The sequence below is a fragment of the Arthrobacter sp. SPT-J7 genome (assembly GCF_059089965.1).
This window is the reverse complement of sequence record NZ_JBNHFF010000002.1, coordinates 286,085-299,661: the sequence shown is the minus strand read 5'-3', so window position 1 is coordinate 299,661 and position 13,577 is coordinate 286,085. Positions and strand designations below refer to the sequence as shown.

The 13,577-nt window shown below is 65.9% G+C and carries 16 protein-coding genes; 13 read left to right on the top strand and 3 right to left on the bottom strand.

Annotation, left to right across the window (positions count from 1 at the left end):
• Positions 1–27: 27 nt before the first annotated feature.
• Genes AC5RWX_RS04185 through AC5RWX_RS04145 form a run of 9 tightly spaced genes read left to right on the top strand, consistent with a single transcriptional unit; the run spans position 28 to position 6,940 of the window.
• On the top strand, positions 28–1,818 hold the full coding sequence (locus AC5RWX_RS04185) for a nickel-dependent hydrogenase large subunit (protein WP_493943521.1): 1,791 nt from the start codon (positions 28–30) through the stop codon (positions 1,816–1,818).
• 6 nt (positions 1,819–1,824) lie between these two features.
• On the top strand, positions 1,825–2,757 hold the full coding sequence (locus tag AC5RWX_RS04180) for a NifU family protein (RefSeq protein ID WP_493941571.1): 933 nt from the start codon (positions 1,825–1,827) through the stop codon (positions 2,755–2,757).
• Position 2,758: 1 nt separating this feature from the next.
• Positions 2,759–3,412: a DUF5947 family protein gene (locus tag AC5RWX_RS04175; protein ID WP_494097021.1), complete on the top strand. Its 654-nt coding sequence runs from the start codon at positions 2,759–2,761 to the stop codon at positions 3,410–3,412.
• Positions 3,409–4,065: a DUF6084 family protein gene (locus tag AC5RWX_RS04170; protein WP_494097020.1), complete on the top strand. Its 657-nt coding sequence runs from the start codon at positions 3,409–3,411 to the stop codon at positions 4,063–4,065. Before AC5RWX_RS04175 ends, AC5RWX_RS04170 begins: the two co-directional genes overlap by 4 nt.
• The gene (locus tag AC5RWX_RS04165; RefSeq protein ID WP_494097019.1) at positions 4,062–5,510 is read left to right on the top strand and encodes a hypothetical protein; all 1,449 of its coding nucleotides are present in this window, start codon (positions 4,062–4,064) and stop codon (positions 5,508–5,510) included. The genes AC5RWX_RS04170 and AC5RWX_RS04165 overlap by 4 nt, the downstream gene beginning before the upstream one ends.
• A complete protein-coding gene (locus AC5RWX_RS04160) occupies positions 5,507–5,626 on the top strand; it encodes a DUF6893 family small protein (protein WP_494097018.1) in 120 nt (39 codons plus the stop codon). Before AC5RWX_RS04165 ends, AC5RWX_RS04160 begins: the two co-directional genes overlap by 4 nt.
• Positions 5,623–6,165, top strand: a complete 543-nt coding sequence (locus AC5RWX_RS04155) for a hydrogenase maturation protease (RefSeq protein ID WP_494097017.1) — start codon at positions 5,623–5,625, stop codon at positions 6,163–6,165. The genes AC5RWX_RS04160 and AC5RWX_RS04155 overlap by 4 nt, the downstream gene beginning before the upstream one ends.
• Positions 6,166–6,177: 12 nt before the next feature.
• The gene (locus AC5RWX_RS04150) at positions 6,178–6,435 is read left to right on the top strand and encodes a HypC/HybG/HupF family hydrogenase formation chaperone (protein WP_493941565.1); all 258 of its coding nucleotides are present in this window, start codon (positions 6,178–6,180) and stop codon (positions 6,433–6,435) included.
• Positions 6,436–6,481: 46 nt separating this feature from the next.
• Entirely contained in the window at positions 6,482–6,940 is a 459-nt protein-coding gene (locus AC5RWX_RS04145) for a hypothetical protein (protein ID WP_494097016.1), read from the top strand.
• Positions 6,941–6,960: 20 nt separating this feature from the next.
• Here the strand turns inward: AC5RWX_RS04145 and AC5RWX_RS04140 are convergent, their stop codons facing one another.
• Positions 6,961–7,734: a DUF6390 family protein gene (locus AC5RWX_RS04140; protein ID WP_494097015.1), complete on the bottom strand. Its 774-nt coding sequence runs from the start codon at positions 7,732–7,734 to the stop codon at positions 6,961–6,963.
• A gap of 200 nt (positions 7,735–7,934) precedes the next feature.
• On the opposite strand from AC5RWX_RS04140, the gene AC5RWX_RS04135 reads away from it, so the two are divergent.
• From AC5RWX_RS04135 to AC5RWX_RS04125, 3 genes are read left to right on the top strand one after another with little or no spacing between them, the layout of a single operon-like run.
• Positions 7,935–9,068, top strand: a complete 1,134-nt coding sequence (locus AC5RWX_RS04135) for an ABC transporter substrate-binding protein (protein ID WP_494097014.1) — start codon at positions 7,935–7,937, stop codon at positions 9,066–9,068.
• Positions 9,058–10,167, top strand: a complete 1,110-nt coding sequence (locus AC5RWX_RS04130; protein WP_493956425.1) for a FecCD family ABC transporter permease — start codon at positions 9,058–9,060, stop codon at positions 10,165–10,167. Before AC5RWX_RS04135 ends, AC5RWX_RS04130 begins: the two co-directional genes overlap by 11 nt.
• Positions 10,160–10,903 carry an ABC transporter ATP-binding protein gene (locus tag AC5RWX_RS04125; RefSeq protein WP_494097013.1) on the top strand — a complete coding sequence of 248 codons (744 nt, stop codon included), beginning with the start codon at positions 10,160–10,162 and terminating at the stop codon, positions 10,901–10,903. The genes AC5RWX_RS04130 and AC5RWX_RS04125 overlap by 8 nt, the downstream gene beginning before the upstream one ends.
• Positions 10,904–10,919: 16 nt before the next feature.
• Here the strand turns inward: AC5RWX_RS04125 and AC5RWX_RS04120 are convergent, their stop codons facing one another.
• Both AC5RWX_RS04120 and AC5RWX_RS04115 read right to left on the bottom strand, forming a co-directional pair.
• Positions 10,920–11,435: a cupin domain-containing protein gene (locus tag AC5RWX_RS04120; protein WP_493943510.1), complete on the bottom strand. Its 516-nt coding sequence runs from the start codon at positions 11,433–11,435 to the stop codon at positions 10,920–10,922.
• Positions 11,436–11,557: 122 nt separating this feature from the next.
• Positions 11,558–13,000 (bottom strand): amino acid permease, encoded by a 1,443-nt coding sequence (locus AC5RWX_RS04115; RefSeq protein ID WP_493942514.1) that lies wholly within the window; start codon positions 12,998–13,000, stop codon positions 11,558–11,560.
• A gap of 204 nt (positions 13,001–13,204) precedes the next feature.
• On the opposite strand from AC5RWX_RS04115, the gene AC5RWX_RS04110 reads away from it, so the two are divergent.
• Positions 13,205–13,573, top strand: a complete 369-nt coding sequence (locus AC5RWX_RS04110; RefSeq protein ID WP_494097012.1) for an iron chaperone — start codon at positions 13,205–13,207, stop codon at positions 13,571–13,573.
• Positions 13,574–13,577: the final 4 nt, after the last annotated feature.

Below are 13,577 nucleotides of genomic sequence, written 5' to 3'. Positions count from 1 at the left end.
CGGACCCTTCCAGACAAGGCGAAGAAAATGACCTCCACTATTCCAACGCCTGCCCAGAGCAGCACAGGCGGCAACCTTGTCGAGATGGCGTGGGACCCCATCACCCGGATCGTCGGCAGCCTCGGCATCTACACCAAGATTGATTTCGAAAACAACCAGGTGGTTGAGTGCCGCAGCACGTCCTCGATCTTCCGCGGCTATTCCTTGTTCATGAAGGGCAAGGATCCTCGCGATGCCCACTTCATTACCAGCCGGATCTGCGGCATCTGCGGCGACAACCATGCCACCTGCTCCTGCTATGCCCAGAACATGGCCTACGGCGTGAAACCCCCGCATCTGGGCGAGTGGATCGTGAACCTGGGCGAGGCGGCCGAGTATATGTTCGACCACAACATCTTCCAGGAGAACCTCGTCGGCGTGGACTACTGCGAAAAGATGGTCTCCGAAACCAACCCCGGTGTGCTGGCGAAGGCGGAGAACACCCGCGCCCCGCACGAACCTGACCACGGCTACCGGACGATCGCCGACATCATGCGCTCGTTGAACCCGTTCACCGGCGAGTTCTACCGGGAGGCCCTGCAGGTCAGCCGCCTCACGCGTGAGATGTTCTGCCTGATGGAGGGACGCCACGTCCACCCGTCGACGCTGTACCCAGGTGGCGTCGGCACGGTGGCGACCATCCAGCTCATGACCGACTACATCACCCGATTGATGCGCTACGTGGAGTTCATGAAGAAGGTTGTGCCGATGCACGACGACCTCTTCGACTTTTTCTACGAGGCCCTGCCCGGCTACGAGCAAGTGGGCCTGCGCCGCACGCTGCTCGGCTGCTGGGGTGCCTTCCAGGATCCCGATGTCTGCAATTTCGAGTACAAGGACATGACGGACTGGGGCCGGAAGATGTTCGTGACCCCCGGCGTCGTTGTCGATGGAAATTTGGTGACCACTGACCTGGTCCGGATCAACCTCGGAATCCGGATCATGCTCGGTTCGTCGTACTACGAGGACTGGGAAGGTCAGGAAATGTTCGTGACGCAGGATCCGCTGGGCAATCCGGTGGACCGCCGGCATCCATGGAACCAGCACACCAATCCGAAGCCGCAGAAGCGCGATCTGGCGGAGAAGTACAGCTGGGTGATGTCCCCACGCTGGTTCGATGGCACGGACAACCTCGCCCTGGACACCGGCGGCGGCCCGCTGGCCCGGCTGTGGTCGACGGCGCTGGCAGGGCTGGTGGACATCGGCTACATCAAGGCCACCGGCCACAGTGTGCAGATCAACCTGCCCAAGACCGCGCTCAAGGGGCCGGTCTCTTTCGAATGGCACACCCCGCAATGGAGCAACACGCTGGAGCGCAACCGGGCCCGCACGTATTTCCAGGCCTACGCCGCCGCGGCCGCACTGCATTTCGCCGAGAAGGCGCTCGAAGAGATCCGGGCCGGACGGACCAAGACCTGGGAAACCTTCGAGGTCCCTGACGAGGCCTTCAGCTGCGGCTTCACCGAGGCGGTGCGCGGCGTGCTTTCGCACCACATGGTGATCCGCGACGGGAAGATCGCCAACTACCACCCGTACCCGCCGACCCCGTGGAACGCGAGCCCGACGGATTCCCAGGGCATCTCCGGGCCCTACGAGGACGCGGTCCAGGGGCAACCCATCTTCGAGGAGAACGACCGCGAGCACTTCAAGGGGATCGACATCATGCGCACGGTGCGCAGCTTCGACCCCTGCCTGCCCTGCGGTGTCCACATGTACCTGGGCAAGGGGCAGACCCTGGACAAACTGCACTCCCCAACCCAGACGATGACCGGCGAGTGACCTGCCATGCCAGCGGTGGAGCAGCCGCGCCAGATCGGTGACCGCATCGGCACGCTGCTGGACGCGCTCGGGGCTGGCGGCGCCGTCGCCCGCGAACGCGCGGAGGATCTGGTCCGCGAGGTGGCCGACCTGTACGGAGCGGGACTGGAACGGATGCTGGAGATCCTCAAGGACCGCGGAGCGCTCGATCCCGCCACCATGCAGGCACTCACCGCAGATGAACTGGTGTCCGCGGTGCTGCTCATCCACGGGCTGCACCCGCAGGACGTTCAGACCCGGGTTGCCGCGGCGCTGGACAGCGTCCGCCCCTACCTCGGCTCGCACGGCGGCGACGTGGAACTGTTGGCCATTAACGACGACGGCGTGGTGCGGCTGCGTCTGTTGGGCACCTGCCAGGGGTGCCCGTCGTCGTCCGTTACCCTCAAGTACGCGGTGGAGGAGGCGATCGAAGCCGCTGCCCCGGAAGTCGCGGCAATTGAGGTAGTCGAGGCCGAACGGGCCGCCGCCTCGCCTGCGGTGATCCCCGTGGACGCGCTGCTGGTCCGGCTGAACAGGGAGCCCGATGGCTCCCGGGAGCAGCCAGCAGGCTCCTGGGAGCCGCTGCCCGAGCTCGCCGAGCTGGAACCTGGGGAGGTCGCGGGCTTCGTGGTCGGCGGCTATTCCCTGCTGGCTTGCCGGACCGGGCAGGACGTGTATGCCTACCGCGACTACTGCCCGCGCTGCACCCGCTCGCTGGAAGGCGCGGCGCTGCAGCGGGCACTCGCGGCACCGGTCGGCGGCGGCCTGTTGCGCTGCCCGTCCTGCCGCAGCCACTTCGACGTGCGGCAGGCCGGCATCTGTTTGGAAGATAAGGCCATGCACCTGGATCCGCTGCCGCTGCTGATCCGCGGCGGCGTGATGAGCGTGGCCATCCCGCAGTCCGCCGGGCACGGAGGCTGAGATGGATATCGCGCTGCTGCGCAGCATCGCAGCCGCCAAGCGGACTGCCAGCGGGGAGCGCTGCGAGATGTGCGGCGAACCCATCAGCGACGAACACCAGCACGTCGTCGATGTGGAAAGCCGCGCCATGCTGTGCACCTGCCGACCGTGCTACCTGCTCTTCACGGACGCCTCCGCACGGCTCCGGTACCGTGCCGTGCCCGACCGCTACCTCTCCTTCCCCGATTTCGACCTCGGCCCCGGCCAGTGGGAGGAGCTCGAAATCCCGGTGGGCCTGGCCTTGTTCTTCTACAGTTCCAAGTTGGCGCGCACGGTCGCCTTCTATCCGGGCCCCGCGGGAGCCACCGAATCCGAACTCCCGCTGGAGGCGTGGGGCGCGGTATTGGCACGCAACCCGAGCCTGTCCGCCGCTGTCGCTGATACCGAGGCGCTGCTGATCCGTGGTCCGGGACCCGAGCGGGCGCAGGCCGAATGCTATCTGGTTCCGGTGGACGCCTGCTATGAACTGGTGGGCCAGCTGCGCCGGGTTTGGCGCGGGTTTGACGGCGGACAGCAGTCCCGCGAGCAAATCAGCATGTTTTTCGACCACGTCAGGAGCCGCTGCCGGCCGGTGCCCGGGGACCGCGGCGGCGCGGGGCAGGGAGGTCCGCCGTGACCGGATTGTCCTTCACGGTGCTTGATATCCAGCCCGAGCCCTACGCTGCGGCTCCCCAGCTGACGGCCCGGCTGCGCGTCGGCGAGTCCAGCGGCGCCGTCGTCCACGCGATCGCCCTGCGCTGCCAGATCCGTATTCTGCCGCAGCGGCGCGGCTATGGTCCGAGTGAGGAAACGGGACTGCTGGATCTCTTCGGTGAGCGCGGCCGCTGGCCCTCGACCCTCAAGTCCTTCCTCTGGCTGCAGTGCGCCACCCTCGTCCAGGGATTCACCGGCAGCACCGAGGTGGATCTGCCGCTTCCTTGTTCCTTCGATTTCGAGGTCGCGGCGGCCAAGTACCTGCACGCCCTGGATGAGGGCACCGTCCCGTTGGAACTGCTGTTCTCCGGCACCGTCTTCACCAGAGGCGAGACCGGGTTCACCGTGGAACAGGTGTCGTGGGACCTTGAGGCTTCGTATCTGTTGCCGGTGGAGGTGTGGCGCCGGCTGATGGACCTGTATTTCCCCAACACCGGCTGGCTGCGGCTGGACCGCGAAGTGCTCGCATCCTTGGCCCGCTTCAAGGCAGTCCGGGGGCTCACCTCCTGGGAGGCAACCATGGAGGCACTGCTGGCCGGTGCCGCGGCAGACGTTGTGGGTGATCCGCCGCGATGAACATGGGTTTGAGCCTGGCCCGCGCCGTCGCCGATGCTGTCCTTTACGAGGGGTACCTGCTCTACCCGTACCGCGCGTCGTCCCGGAAGAACCAGGCACGCTGGCAGTTCGGTATCCTCGGCCCGCCCGATGCCGCGGCGGCGGGGCACGGCGAAGAACCGCTCATGTTTGCGGACTGCCTGCTCAAGGCCGGCCCGAAGGCAGCGGTGGAGGTGCACCTGCGCTTCCTCCAGCTGCAGACCCGGACCGTACAGGAAAAGTGCGACGACGGCGCGTTCAGCAACGTGGGAGAGCTCACCGTGGGCGCCACCCGCTGGCTGACCTGGGACGAAGCAGTGGAGCAGGAAATTGTTCTGGGGCCGTTTGCGCTCGCTGGCCTCGCCGGACCACAGGGAGACGGGCTGGTGCTGTCGGTCGACGTGCCGGCCGGCCAGGACACGGAATTGCTCACCGACAGCGCCGGGCAGGTGGCCGGCCGGATCGTGCGCGGCCGTCGCCGGCTCCGTGGAGAGGTCAGGCTGCACCCGACGCCACACGCGGACGGGGTCATCCGGCTGCGCGTCACCGCGGAGAACCTCGGCCCCGCTCCGGACGCACCGGGAGTTGCTGACAAACAGGACGCCATCGCGTTGTCCTTCATCGGAACCCACGCTCTGCTGACCCTGCAGGACGGGGATTTCCTCTCCCTGCTCGAGCCGCCGGACGCGGCACGAGCCGTTGCCCGGTCCTGCACACAGCATCGCTGCTGGCCGGTCCTCGCCGGGCCCGAAGGGCAGACCGATGTGCTGCTCATTTCGCCCATCATTCTTTACGACCATCCCGCCGTCGCCCCGGAAAGCTCGGTGGAGCTTTACGACTCGACGGAAATCGACGAGATCCTCACCCTGCGGGTGCTGACCCTCACGGAAGAGGAAAAGGCGGAGGCCCGGTCCACTGATCCGCGGGCGGCAGCGGTGATCGACCGTTGCGGCGCGATGTCGCCCGAGGAACTGCAGCAGCTGCACGGCGTCCTGCGCGATCCGCGCGCCCCGGTCTTCCCCACGCTCATCGAAGAGCCGGCGGCAGGATCGGCAGGGAGCAGCGGACCCGAGAGCCTTCCGTGGTGGGATCCCGCGGCGGACGCCAGCGTCCATCCCGACGAGGATGCCGTGCTGATCGGAAACGTCCCGGTCGCCCGCGGCAGCCGGGTACGAGTCAAACCGGGCCGGCGGGCAGATGCCCAGGACCTCTTCTTCGCCGGGCTGGAGGCCAGGGTCACCAGCGTCCATTTCGACGTCGACGGCAGCACGCATATTGGCCTGGTCTTCGAACAGGACCCGGCAGCGGACCTGCACGAGGGCTACGGCCGATCCTTCTACTACGCGCCGGACGAACTGGAGCCTCTTGATCCTGCGCCGTCCGGCGGGCAGGCAGAAACCCAGCGTGGAAGGGAAAACCAATCATGAAAGCACTAGGCATGGTGACCATGGGCATGCTTTCCGTCGTGGCGCTCGGCCTCGTCTACGTCGGGCTGCGGTCGCTCCCGGACCTCCGGCGCTACCTGAAGCTGAGCCGCATGTGAACGGCCGGCTCCAACCACGCGCAGCCGCCGGCGGTGCCGCAACGGCTTTCACCGGCCGCACTTTGGTGGCCGGCGTCGGCAATATGTTCCTGCGCGACGACGGCTTCGGGCCAGAGGTCGCGCGGCGCCTGGCCACGGCCGCCGGCAGCGCCCGGCCGGGTGTGCACGTCGTCGACTATGGAATCCGAGGGATGCATCTGGCATACGACCTGCTGGCCGGCGTGGACGCGTTGGTCCTGGTCGATACTGTCCCTCCGGACGCGCACGGTGCCGAACCGGGGAGCATCAAGATCCTGCAAGTCGGTGTAGAAGACCTTGCGGAAGCTGGGCCGTTGGACCCGCACGGCATGGATCCCGCGGCCGTGTTGAACAGGCTTCGTTCCCTTGGCGGCACACTGCCGCCAACCTACGTGATCGGCTGTGTGCCGGCCGATACGACGGAAGGCATCGGGCTTTCGCCGGCGGTAGCTGCGGCAGTCCCGAAGGCGGTGGCCGCCGTCGTCACGCTCCTTGAAGAAAACGTTCCCGATCCCAGCTAAGGAGGTACCGCCATGTGCCTAGGAATACCGGGGCGGGTCATCGAACTCGTCGAAGGCTACGGCGACCAGCTCGCCCTCGTGGATGTCGCCGGGGCGGAGCGGAGAATCAACATCGGGCTGCTGGACGACGGTCCGCCGGCAGCCGGCAGCTGGGTCCTGATCCACATGGGCTTCGCCTTGCAAAAGGTGGACGCTGAGGGTGCGGAGCAGGCGATGACCGGCCTCGAATTGATGGGGCGCGAGCGGGAATCCGGGAGCGAGTTGCCCTAGACCACGCAGGCTGGAACTGAACAGCACTTTTATCGAGGAGGACACCATGTATGAGGAACCACCGTCCGGGTCCGGTGAACAGGAAGAACAGCCCGAGACCGACCGGCTGGGCAACGACTTCAACAAAGGCACGAACCCTGCGCCCGGTGGGCAAACGGATACGGGCGGCAGCGCCGTGCCGCCGTACGAGGGCAGGAGCACGGAACGCAATGAGCCGGCCGAGGGTACCGCCCGCGCGTGGGGCAGCGAACCTCCTGAGAAAGAGCCTGAGCAACCCGGGCCGGAGGAGACCCCGGCTGACGCCAAGATGGCTCCGGAAGGGGTCGGTGTGAGCATCACCCGCGGCGGCGAAGAAGTGGTCACGCAGGACGGTAAAGAGCCGGGCCGGGTGGACACCGGGACCAAGGGACCGTCCGAGCGTCCGACGGGCACGTCGACGACTCGCGACTCCACGGACGTTGATCGCGACGAGGAATCGGGAGAGGCCGCTCCCCAGGCGCCGTAGAGCCTGGCTTGCCATCCGGGCTAACGTTCGAGCGCGATCGCCGCGCCCCGATGCTCGACGCCCTTGTTGGCGATCTCCAGGTGGCGGGCGGTGAAGTGCTGCAGTTGCCGCAATCCCCGCGGGGTCAGGACGTCACACACCCAGTCCCAATGAAGCGAGACGACATCCCCGACCTTGAGTTGCTCCACGAACCCCGTTCCCGCCACGGCGAATTTCGCGGTCTCGACCACCGGATCTCCGACCGAAAGGAACGTGCCGTCCCAGACCAGCTGGGGCGAGCGGACCACCGCCTCGTCACCGGCGATTCCGCAAACCTGTCCCCAGCGGATTCGGCACCGGTCGAGCACGTTGAGCGCCGTGGCGTACCTGCGTTCGTCCCGCAGCAGACCCAGCCAGGGGTAGATCTCGAAGACATGGAAGCTGTGGTGGGGAACGCCGCCGGCCAGGACCCCTTCCACCAGGTGCGGAAACTGCTGGCCGGTGCGAGCGCGGAAACGGTCCTCCATGGAATTGCCCATGTTCCGAATCCCCACGGAATCCAACAAGCTATTGCCGACCCAGTAGGCCTCGACAACGCGACGATCCAACGGATCCTGAATGCCGGTTGACCCGGCGATGAGCTCCAGGTACGGGTACGCTCCGGCGAATCCTTTCGCGAGTTCGCGGAGCCCCTGGTCCGTGATTCCGGTCTGTCCGTAGTGGAGAAGGGCGTCGCTGTCCGGCGGACCGCAGCTGCCCCGGGCATTGGGCGGGTAAGCATAACGGACAAACAACTGGGCGCCGTCGATGACCATGATGTGCCACCTTCTGCTAATGCGTGCTTCGACGGTAGCACCGGGCTTGACACACCGGCAAGGAAGATGATCGAGGCGTTGACAGGCCTGATGCCGAGGGCGATGCTGTTAAGCCGAAGCACCGCTAAGCCGAAGTACCGCGGCCTCAGCGACCCTGAAGCCGAAGTGGCGCCATGCGACAGCATCCGGGGAGCGAGCCCATGACCGCAGAGATCAACCGCCGGTCAATTCTGCAGGCCATCGGGCTGGGCGGTGGCGTGGCCTTTCTAGCCGGCTGCGGTGCCGGCAACTCCTCCCAGGTGCAGACCGGCGGCAGCACGTCTGCAGGCATCAGCTTCCGTGACCAGCAGGGCAGGACTGTCACTTTCGACCGGCCGGTCACCCGCGTGGTGACCATTCCGATGCCGGCGGCCTCGCTGCTGGTGGCAGTGGACGGCGGCGCCGACCACCTGGCCGCCATGCATAACGCATCCTGGGTGGCAATGCGCGACGGCATCCTCGGCAAGATCTTCCCGCGGGCGCTGGAGCTTCCACACGAAATCGCCACGCAGGATTTCACGCCAAACGTCGAGAGCATCCGGGCGCTGAACCCTGACGTCGTTATCCAATGGAGCGATGCCCAACTGGTGGCTCCCTTGGAAAACGCCGGGCTGAAAGTGATCGGCCTGGTCAACAACGGCCAACAGGAGGACGTGGACGCGTGGATCCGAATGTTCGCCGCCATGCTCGGGAAGCCGGAACGGGCCACAGAAATCAAGGAGCACAGTGACCGCGAACTCGCGGAGGTCAAGAAACTCGCGGCCGGACGCAACGGTACCGGGCCGAGCATCCTGTACTTCAACCGCTTCTCGGGCGGCCTCAAGGTGGCGGCCGCCAAGACCTACAACGACTTCTATATCAAGCTGGTAGGTGGCACCAATCCCGCCACCGGCGAGGACGCCTTGCCCGGTACCGGGATGGTGGGACTGGACGTGGAACAAGTCCTGCGTTGGGATCCGGAGGTCATTCTGCTGGGCAATTTCGACGACGCCATGCCGCAGGACGTGTACTCCGACCCGGTTTGGAAGGACGTCGCCGCGGTCCGGTCCAAGCGGGTCTACAAGGTGCCGCTCGGCGGCTACCGCTGGGATCCGCCGGGGCAGGAATCGCCGCTCATGTGGCATTGGCTGAGCGACATTGCCTTCCCGCAACAGCAGGCCACGTTGCGCGGCAAGATTGCCGACTACTACCGGATGCTCTACAACTATCGGCCCACCGCCGCGGATATCGATCGGATCCTCTGGGCCGAGCAGAACCGCCAGTCCGCCAACTACCAGCAGTTCAATGCTGGATGAGGCGGCCCATCCGCGGTCGAAAAAACGGCGAAAGGCGGCCGGCCGCTCACCAGAACGCCGGGTTACCCGCGAGCGGTCCGGCGGCCCGTCCATTTTCGCACCTATCGCCCTCTCCGCCGGCCTGCTGACCGTCGCCGGTTTGGTGGCACTGGCGGTGGGCCGCTACGACGTCCCGCTGTGGCATGTAGTGCAGATCCTCGCCGCCCAACTCTTCCCCGCGGCCCCCGATGTCAGCCCCACAGAAGAAAGCGTCGTTGTGCTGGTGCGCTTGCCCCGGGTCCTGCTCGCCCTGCTGGTGGGGGCCGGGTTGTCGATCGGCGGGGCTGCCCTGCAGGCGATCTTCCGCAACCCGCTGGTCAGTCCCGAAATTATCGGCGTGTCAGCCGGCGCATCCTTTGGCGGCGCTTTGGTCCTGCTGCTTGGTTTGGGTTCGCTGTTGCTGGTCACCGGCGCGTTCGTCTTCGGACTCGTCGCCCTCGTCCTGCTCTTCCTGATCACCTCCGGGCGCGGCGGGACGCCGCTGCTGATGATCGTGCTGGGCGGGGTAGTCATTGGCTCCTTCTTCTCCGCCCTCGTCGCCTTCATCACCTACATCGCAAATCCGGACACCACGCTGCCGGCCATCGTCTTCTGGCTGCTCGGCAGCGTTGCGTCCGCTACCTTCGCGAAAGTGCTGGTGGCGGCAATCCCGGTCCTGCTCGGCGCCGTCGTACTCCTGGCTCTGCGCTGGCGGATCAACGTGCTCTCCTTGGGCGACGACGACGCGGCCGCGTTGGGACTGCGCCCCGGGACGCTGCGCTGGGTGGTGCTGGTGGCCGTGGCGCTGATGGTCGCAGGTGCCGTAGCCGTCAGTGGAGCGGTCAGTTGGGTGGGCCTGGTCATCCCGCATATCGCGCGCATGTGGGTGGGGCCCGACCACCGTGTGCTGCTGCCGGTGACGTTCCTGCTCGGCGGAACCTACCTCATCGTGATCGACACCATCGCCCGGACGCTGACCGCCGGGGAGATTCCGCTCGGAGTGCTGACCGCCTTGATCGGCGCCCCGGTGTTCTTCGTCCTTTTGCGCCGGAACCGGGACAGGATCTGGGACAGTGCTTGAACTGGACGGCGTCGGGTTCGGTTACAGCCCGGGGACATGGACGTTCCGCGGTGTGAGCTTCGAAGTGCCCGCCGGCACCGCGACGGCCGTGCTGGGCCCTAACGGAAGCGGAAAGACCACACTGGTGCGTTGCGCAGCCGGATTGCTGTCGCCGGTGGAAGGCGTTGTCCGCCGGGACGGGGATGCCGGTTACGTGCCACAGGCCCACGGGAGCGTTTTCGCCTACCCCGCGCTGGAGATGGTGCTGATGGGGCGGGCCCGGCAGGTTCGCTTTTTCCGCTCGCCCGGACCGGCCGATCGAGCGGCGGCACTGGAAGCGATGGACCGGATCGGCATCGCCGGACTACAGGACCGGCTGTTTCCCACTCTGAGCGGCGGCGAGCAGCAACTGGTCCTGGTCGCCCGCGCCATCGCCACAGGCTGCCCGGTGCTGGTTCTCGACGAGCCCGCCACCGGGTTGGACCTGAAGAACCAGGCCCGCATTCTGGCGCTGCTGCGCGAACTTAGGTCTGACGGCATGACCGTACTGCTGAGCACGCACCACCCCGACCACGCGCTGTACCTAGCGGACCGGGTCGTACTCATGGGTAAATCCGGGCCAAGAACCGGGACGGCGGAAGAGCTGCTCACCGACACGGAGCTCTCCGCACTGTACGGCGTTCCGGTCAGCACACTCCTGTATTCCGACGGAGACATCCAACGGCGCATCATCGCTGTTCATTACGGACGGCTCTGACCCGTGGCCGGTCCCGTCAGCCCATCGGAGGAGTCAGGCCGTACCGGGCGATGATCCCCGGCAACCACGGCGCCTCGCCGAACTGAAGACCGTATTCGGCTGCCAGTTTGCCAATGGCCTCCGGATCGGGTGGTCCGCCGGCTTCCAGCTGATCGGCCACACCCCAGAAGAAGTGCTCGAAGCCGGCGGGACTAATCACTTCAATCATCCTCGCCGGAATCTTGCCGGCGTTCCACATGGTGTGCAGCTCGCCGCGCGGCTTCGTGATGTAGCCCCCGGCGCCCAGCACCGCCTCGCGCTCCCCGGAGCGGAATCCGATCTCGCCTTCAAGCACGATCGAGTACTCATCCTCACGCGTATGCAGGTGTGGCGGAACCAAAGCCCCGACCGGGAACGGGTGCTCCACGATCGAGACCTGCTCGTTGGTGTGTTCGCCGAACAGTTTGAAGACAACCCCGATACTTCCAAGGCTGCCCTGGCGTCCTTCTCCTGGCTGCACGACGGTGAGCCGTGGAGCCTCCTCAGCGCCCATGACGGGACACCCTTTCTCACTCGATGTACTTTTCCGCTTCTTCAGCCGACCCCCTCAGATGCCGCCCGCCGATCGCCCCTAGCATGCGATAACTAGACCGCGTACGGGTCCGGGCAGCCAGCTCACTGTACGGCCCGGTGGCGCGGGCTGTCCGGGTTCATCAGCGAGTGTTTGCGGCTGTACAGCAGGTAGATGATCATGCCGATGATCAGCCAGATCACGAAGCGCAGCCAGGTTTCCCAGTGCAGCTGGAGCATCAGGAACAGGGAGGACAGGACGCCGAAGGCAGGAACCAGCGGCATCAGCGGCAGCCGGAAGGACCGTGGCACATCCGGCCGGGTGCGCCGCAGTACGATCACGGCCACGCTGACCACAACGAAGGCGGCCAGGATGCCGATGTTGGTCAGATCCGCCACGACCCGGATGGGGAACAGCCCGGCCAGCAGTGCTGCCGCGCCGCCGGCGATCCAGGTCACCCGCTGCGGGGTGCCATGGCGGTCCGTCGCCGCGAACCACGAGGGCAGCAACCCATCGCGGCTCATCGAGAACCACACCCGGGTGACGCCCAGCAGGAAGGTGAGCATCACGGTCAGAATCGAAACCACGGCGAAGGCTGCGATGATCGTGGCCACGGCCGGCAGCCCGACCGACTCAAAGGCGGACGCGAACCCCGCCGTGGGGCTGATGTCCGTGTAGTTCTGCATGCCGGTCAGCACCAGGGTCGCCAGCACATAGAGTGTCATCGCGATTCCCAGCGACAGCAGGATCGCCTTCGGCATGTACTTCTTGCCGTCCACCGATTCCTCCGCCGCGGTACTCATCGCGTCATAGCCGAAGACCGCGAAGAAGACGGTGGCGGCCCCGGCCAGCACCGAACCGAATCCGGAGGGCATGAACGGGGTGTAGTTGTCAGGGTTCACGTAGAAGAAGCCCAAGCCGATAATGAAGAGGATCAGCACGATCTTCAGCCCAACCGCTATCACTTCAAACCGGCCGAAGGTGCGGGTCCCGCGGCTGAGGATCCAGGCAATCAGCAGGCATACCAGAATGGCCGGCAGATTGACCACGCCGCCCTCGACCGTGTCGCCGGTGCCCTGCATCCACGCCGGGATCTGGATGCCGATGCCTTCCATAAAGGCGCTGAAATAGCCGGAGATGCCAATGGCGACGACGGCGACAATGGCCGTATATTCCAACAGCAGGTCCCAGCCGATAAACCAGCCAATGAGCTCTCCAAGGGAGACATAGCCATAGGTGTACGCGGAGCCGGCAAACGGGATCATGCCTGCGAATTCTGCATACGACAGTGCGGCCGCCGCGCTGGCCAGGCCGGCGATGAGGAAGGAAATGAGCACGGCCGGGCCGACCGGCGCCGCGTCGGGGCCGCCGTTGGCTACCAGCCCTGCCAAGGTGAAGATGCCGATGCCGATGATCCCGCCGACGCCGATCGCGGTCAGCTGCCACAGGCCCAGGCTTTTGGAAAGATGGCTTTCCCCGCTCTCCTCTACCAATTCTGTAATCGGCTTGCGCCTGAGAATGGATTGGGAACCGCTCCAAATAGACATGCCGGACTCCGATGTTCGAGCCTGCATCTGCCGCCGGAACCCTGCGCCAGGGGCGGCTCCGCCGTGCGGATGCCCTGTACGTTTTAGAGTATGGACCGCGCGCCGCCTGCTGGGAATAGTTTGCCGGGCCTCACCCACAAATTCCGGCGGCCGGTGACGATCTCGAGGCTTGGTCGTGGTGGACGGCAGCGGTAGCGTCAAACCGTGGAGAAGCCAAAGACCGTAGACGAATACCTGGCCACGTTCCCCGAGGATGCCCGTAAACTGCTGGACGAGCTTCGGGCGCTGAGCCGCGGGCAGGTACCCGAAGCCACCGAAGCCTTGAAATGGGGTTCTCCGGCGTACTCCCTCGACGGCACCATTATGTTCGCTTTTGCCGGGTACCAGCAGCACGCGAATTTCGTCTTCACCCCGAGCACCCGGGCGGCGTTCGCCGACGAGCTGACGGATTTCCGAACCGGTAAGGGATCGATACAGCTTCCCTACGGGCAACCCGTTCCCGCCGAGTTGCTCGGACGGATGATCGCCCACCGTATCCGGGAATTCCGGGAAGACGGCGTGCTGTGGATGTAGGTCC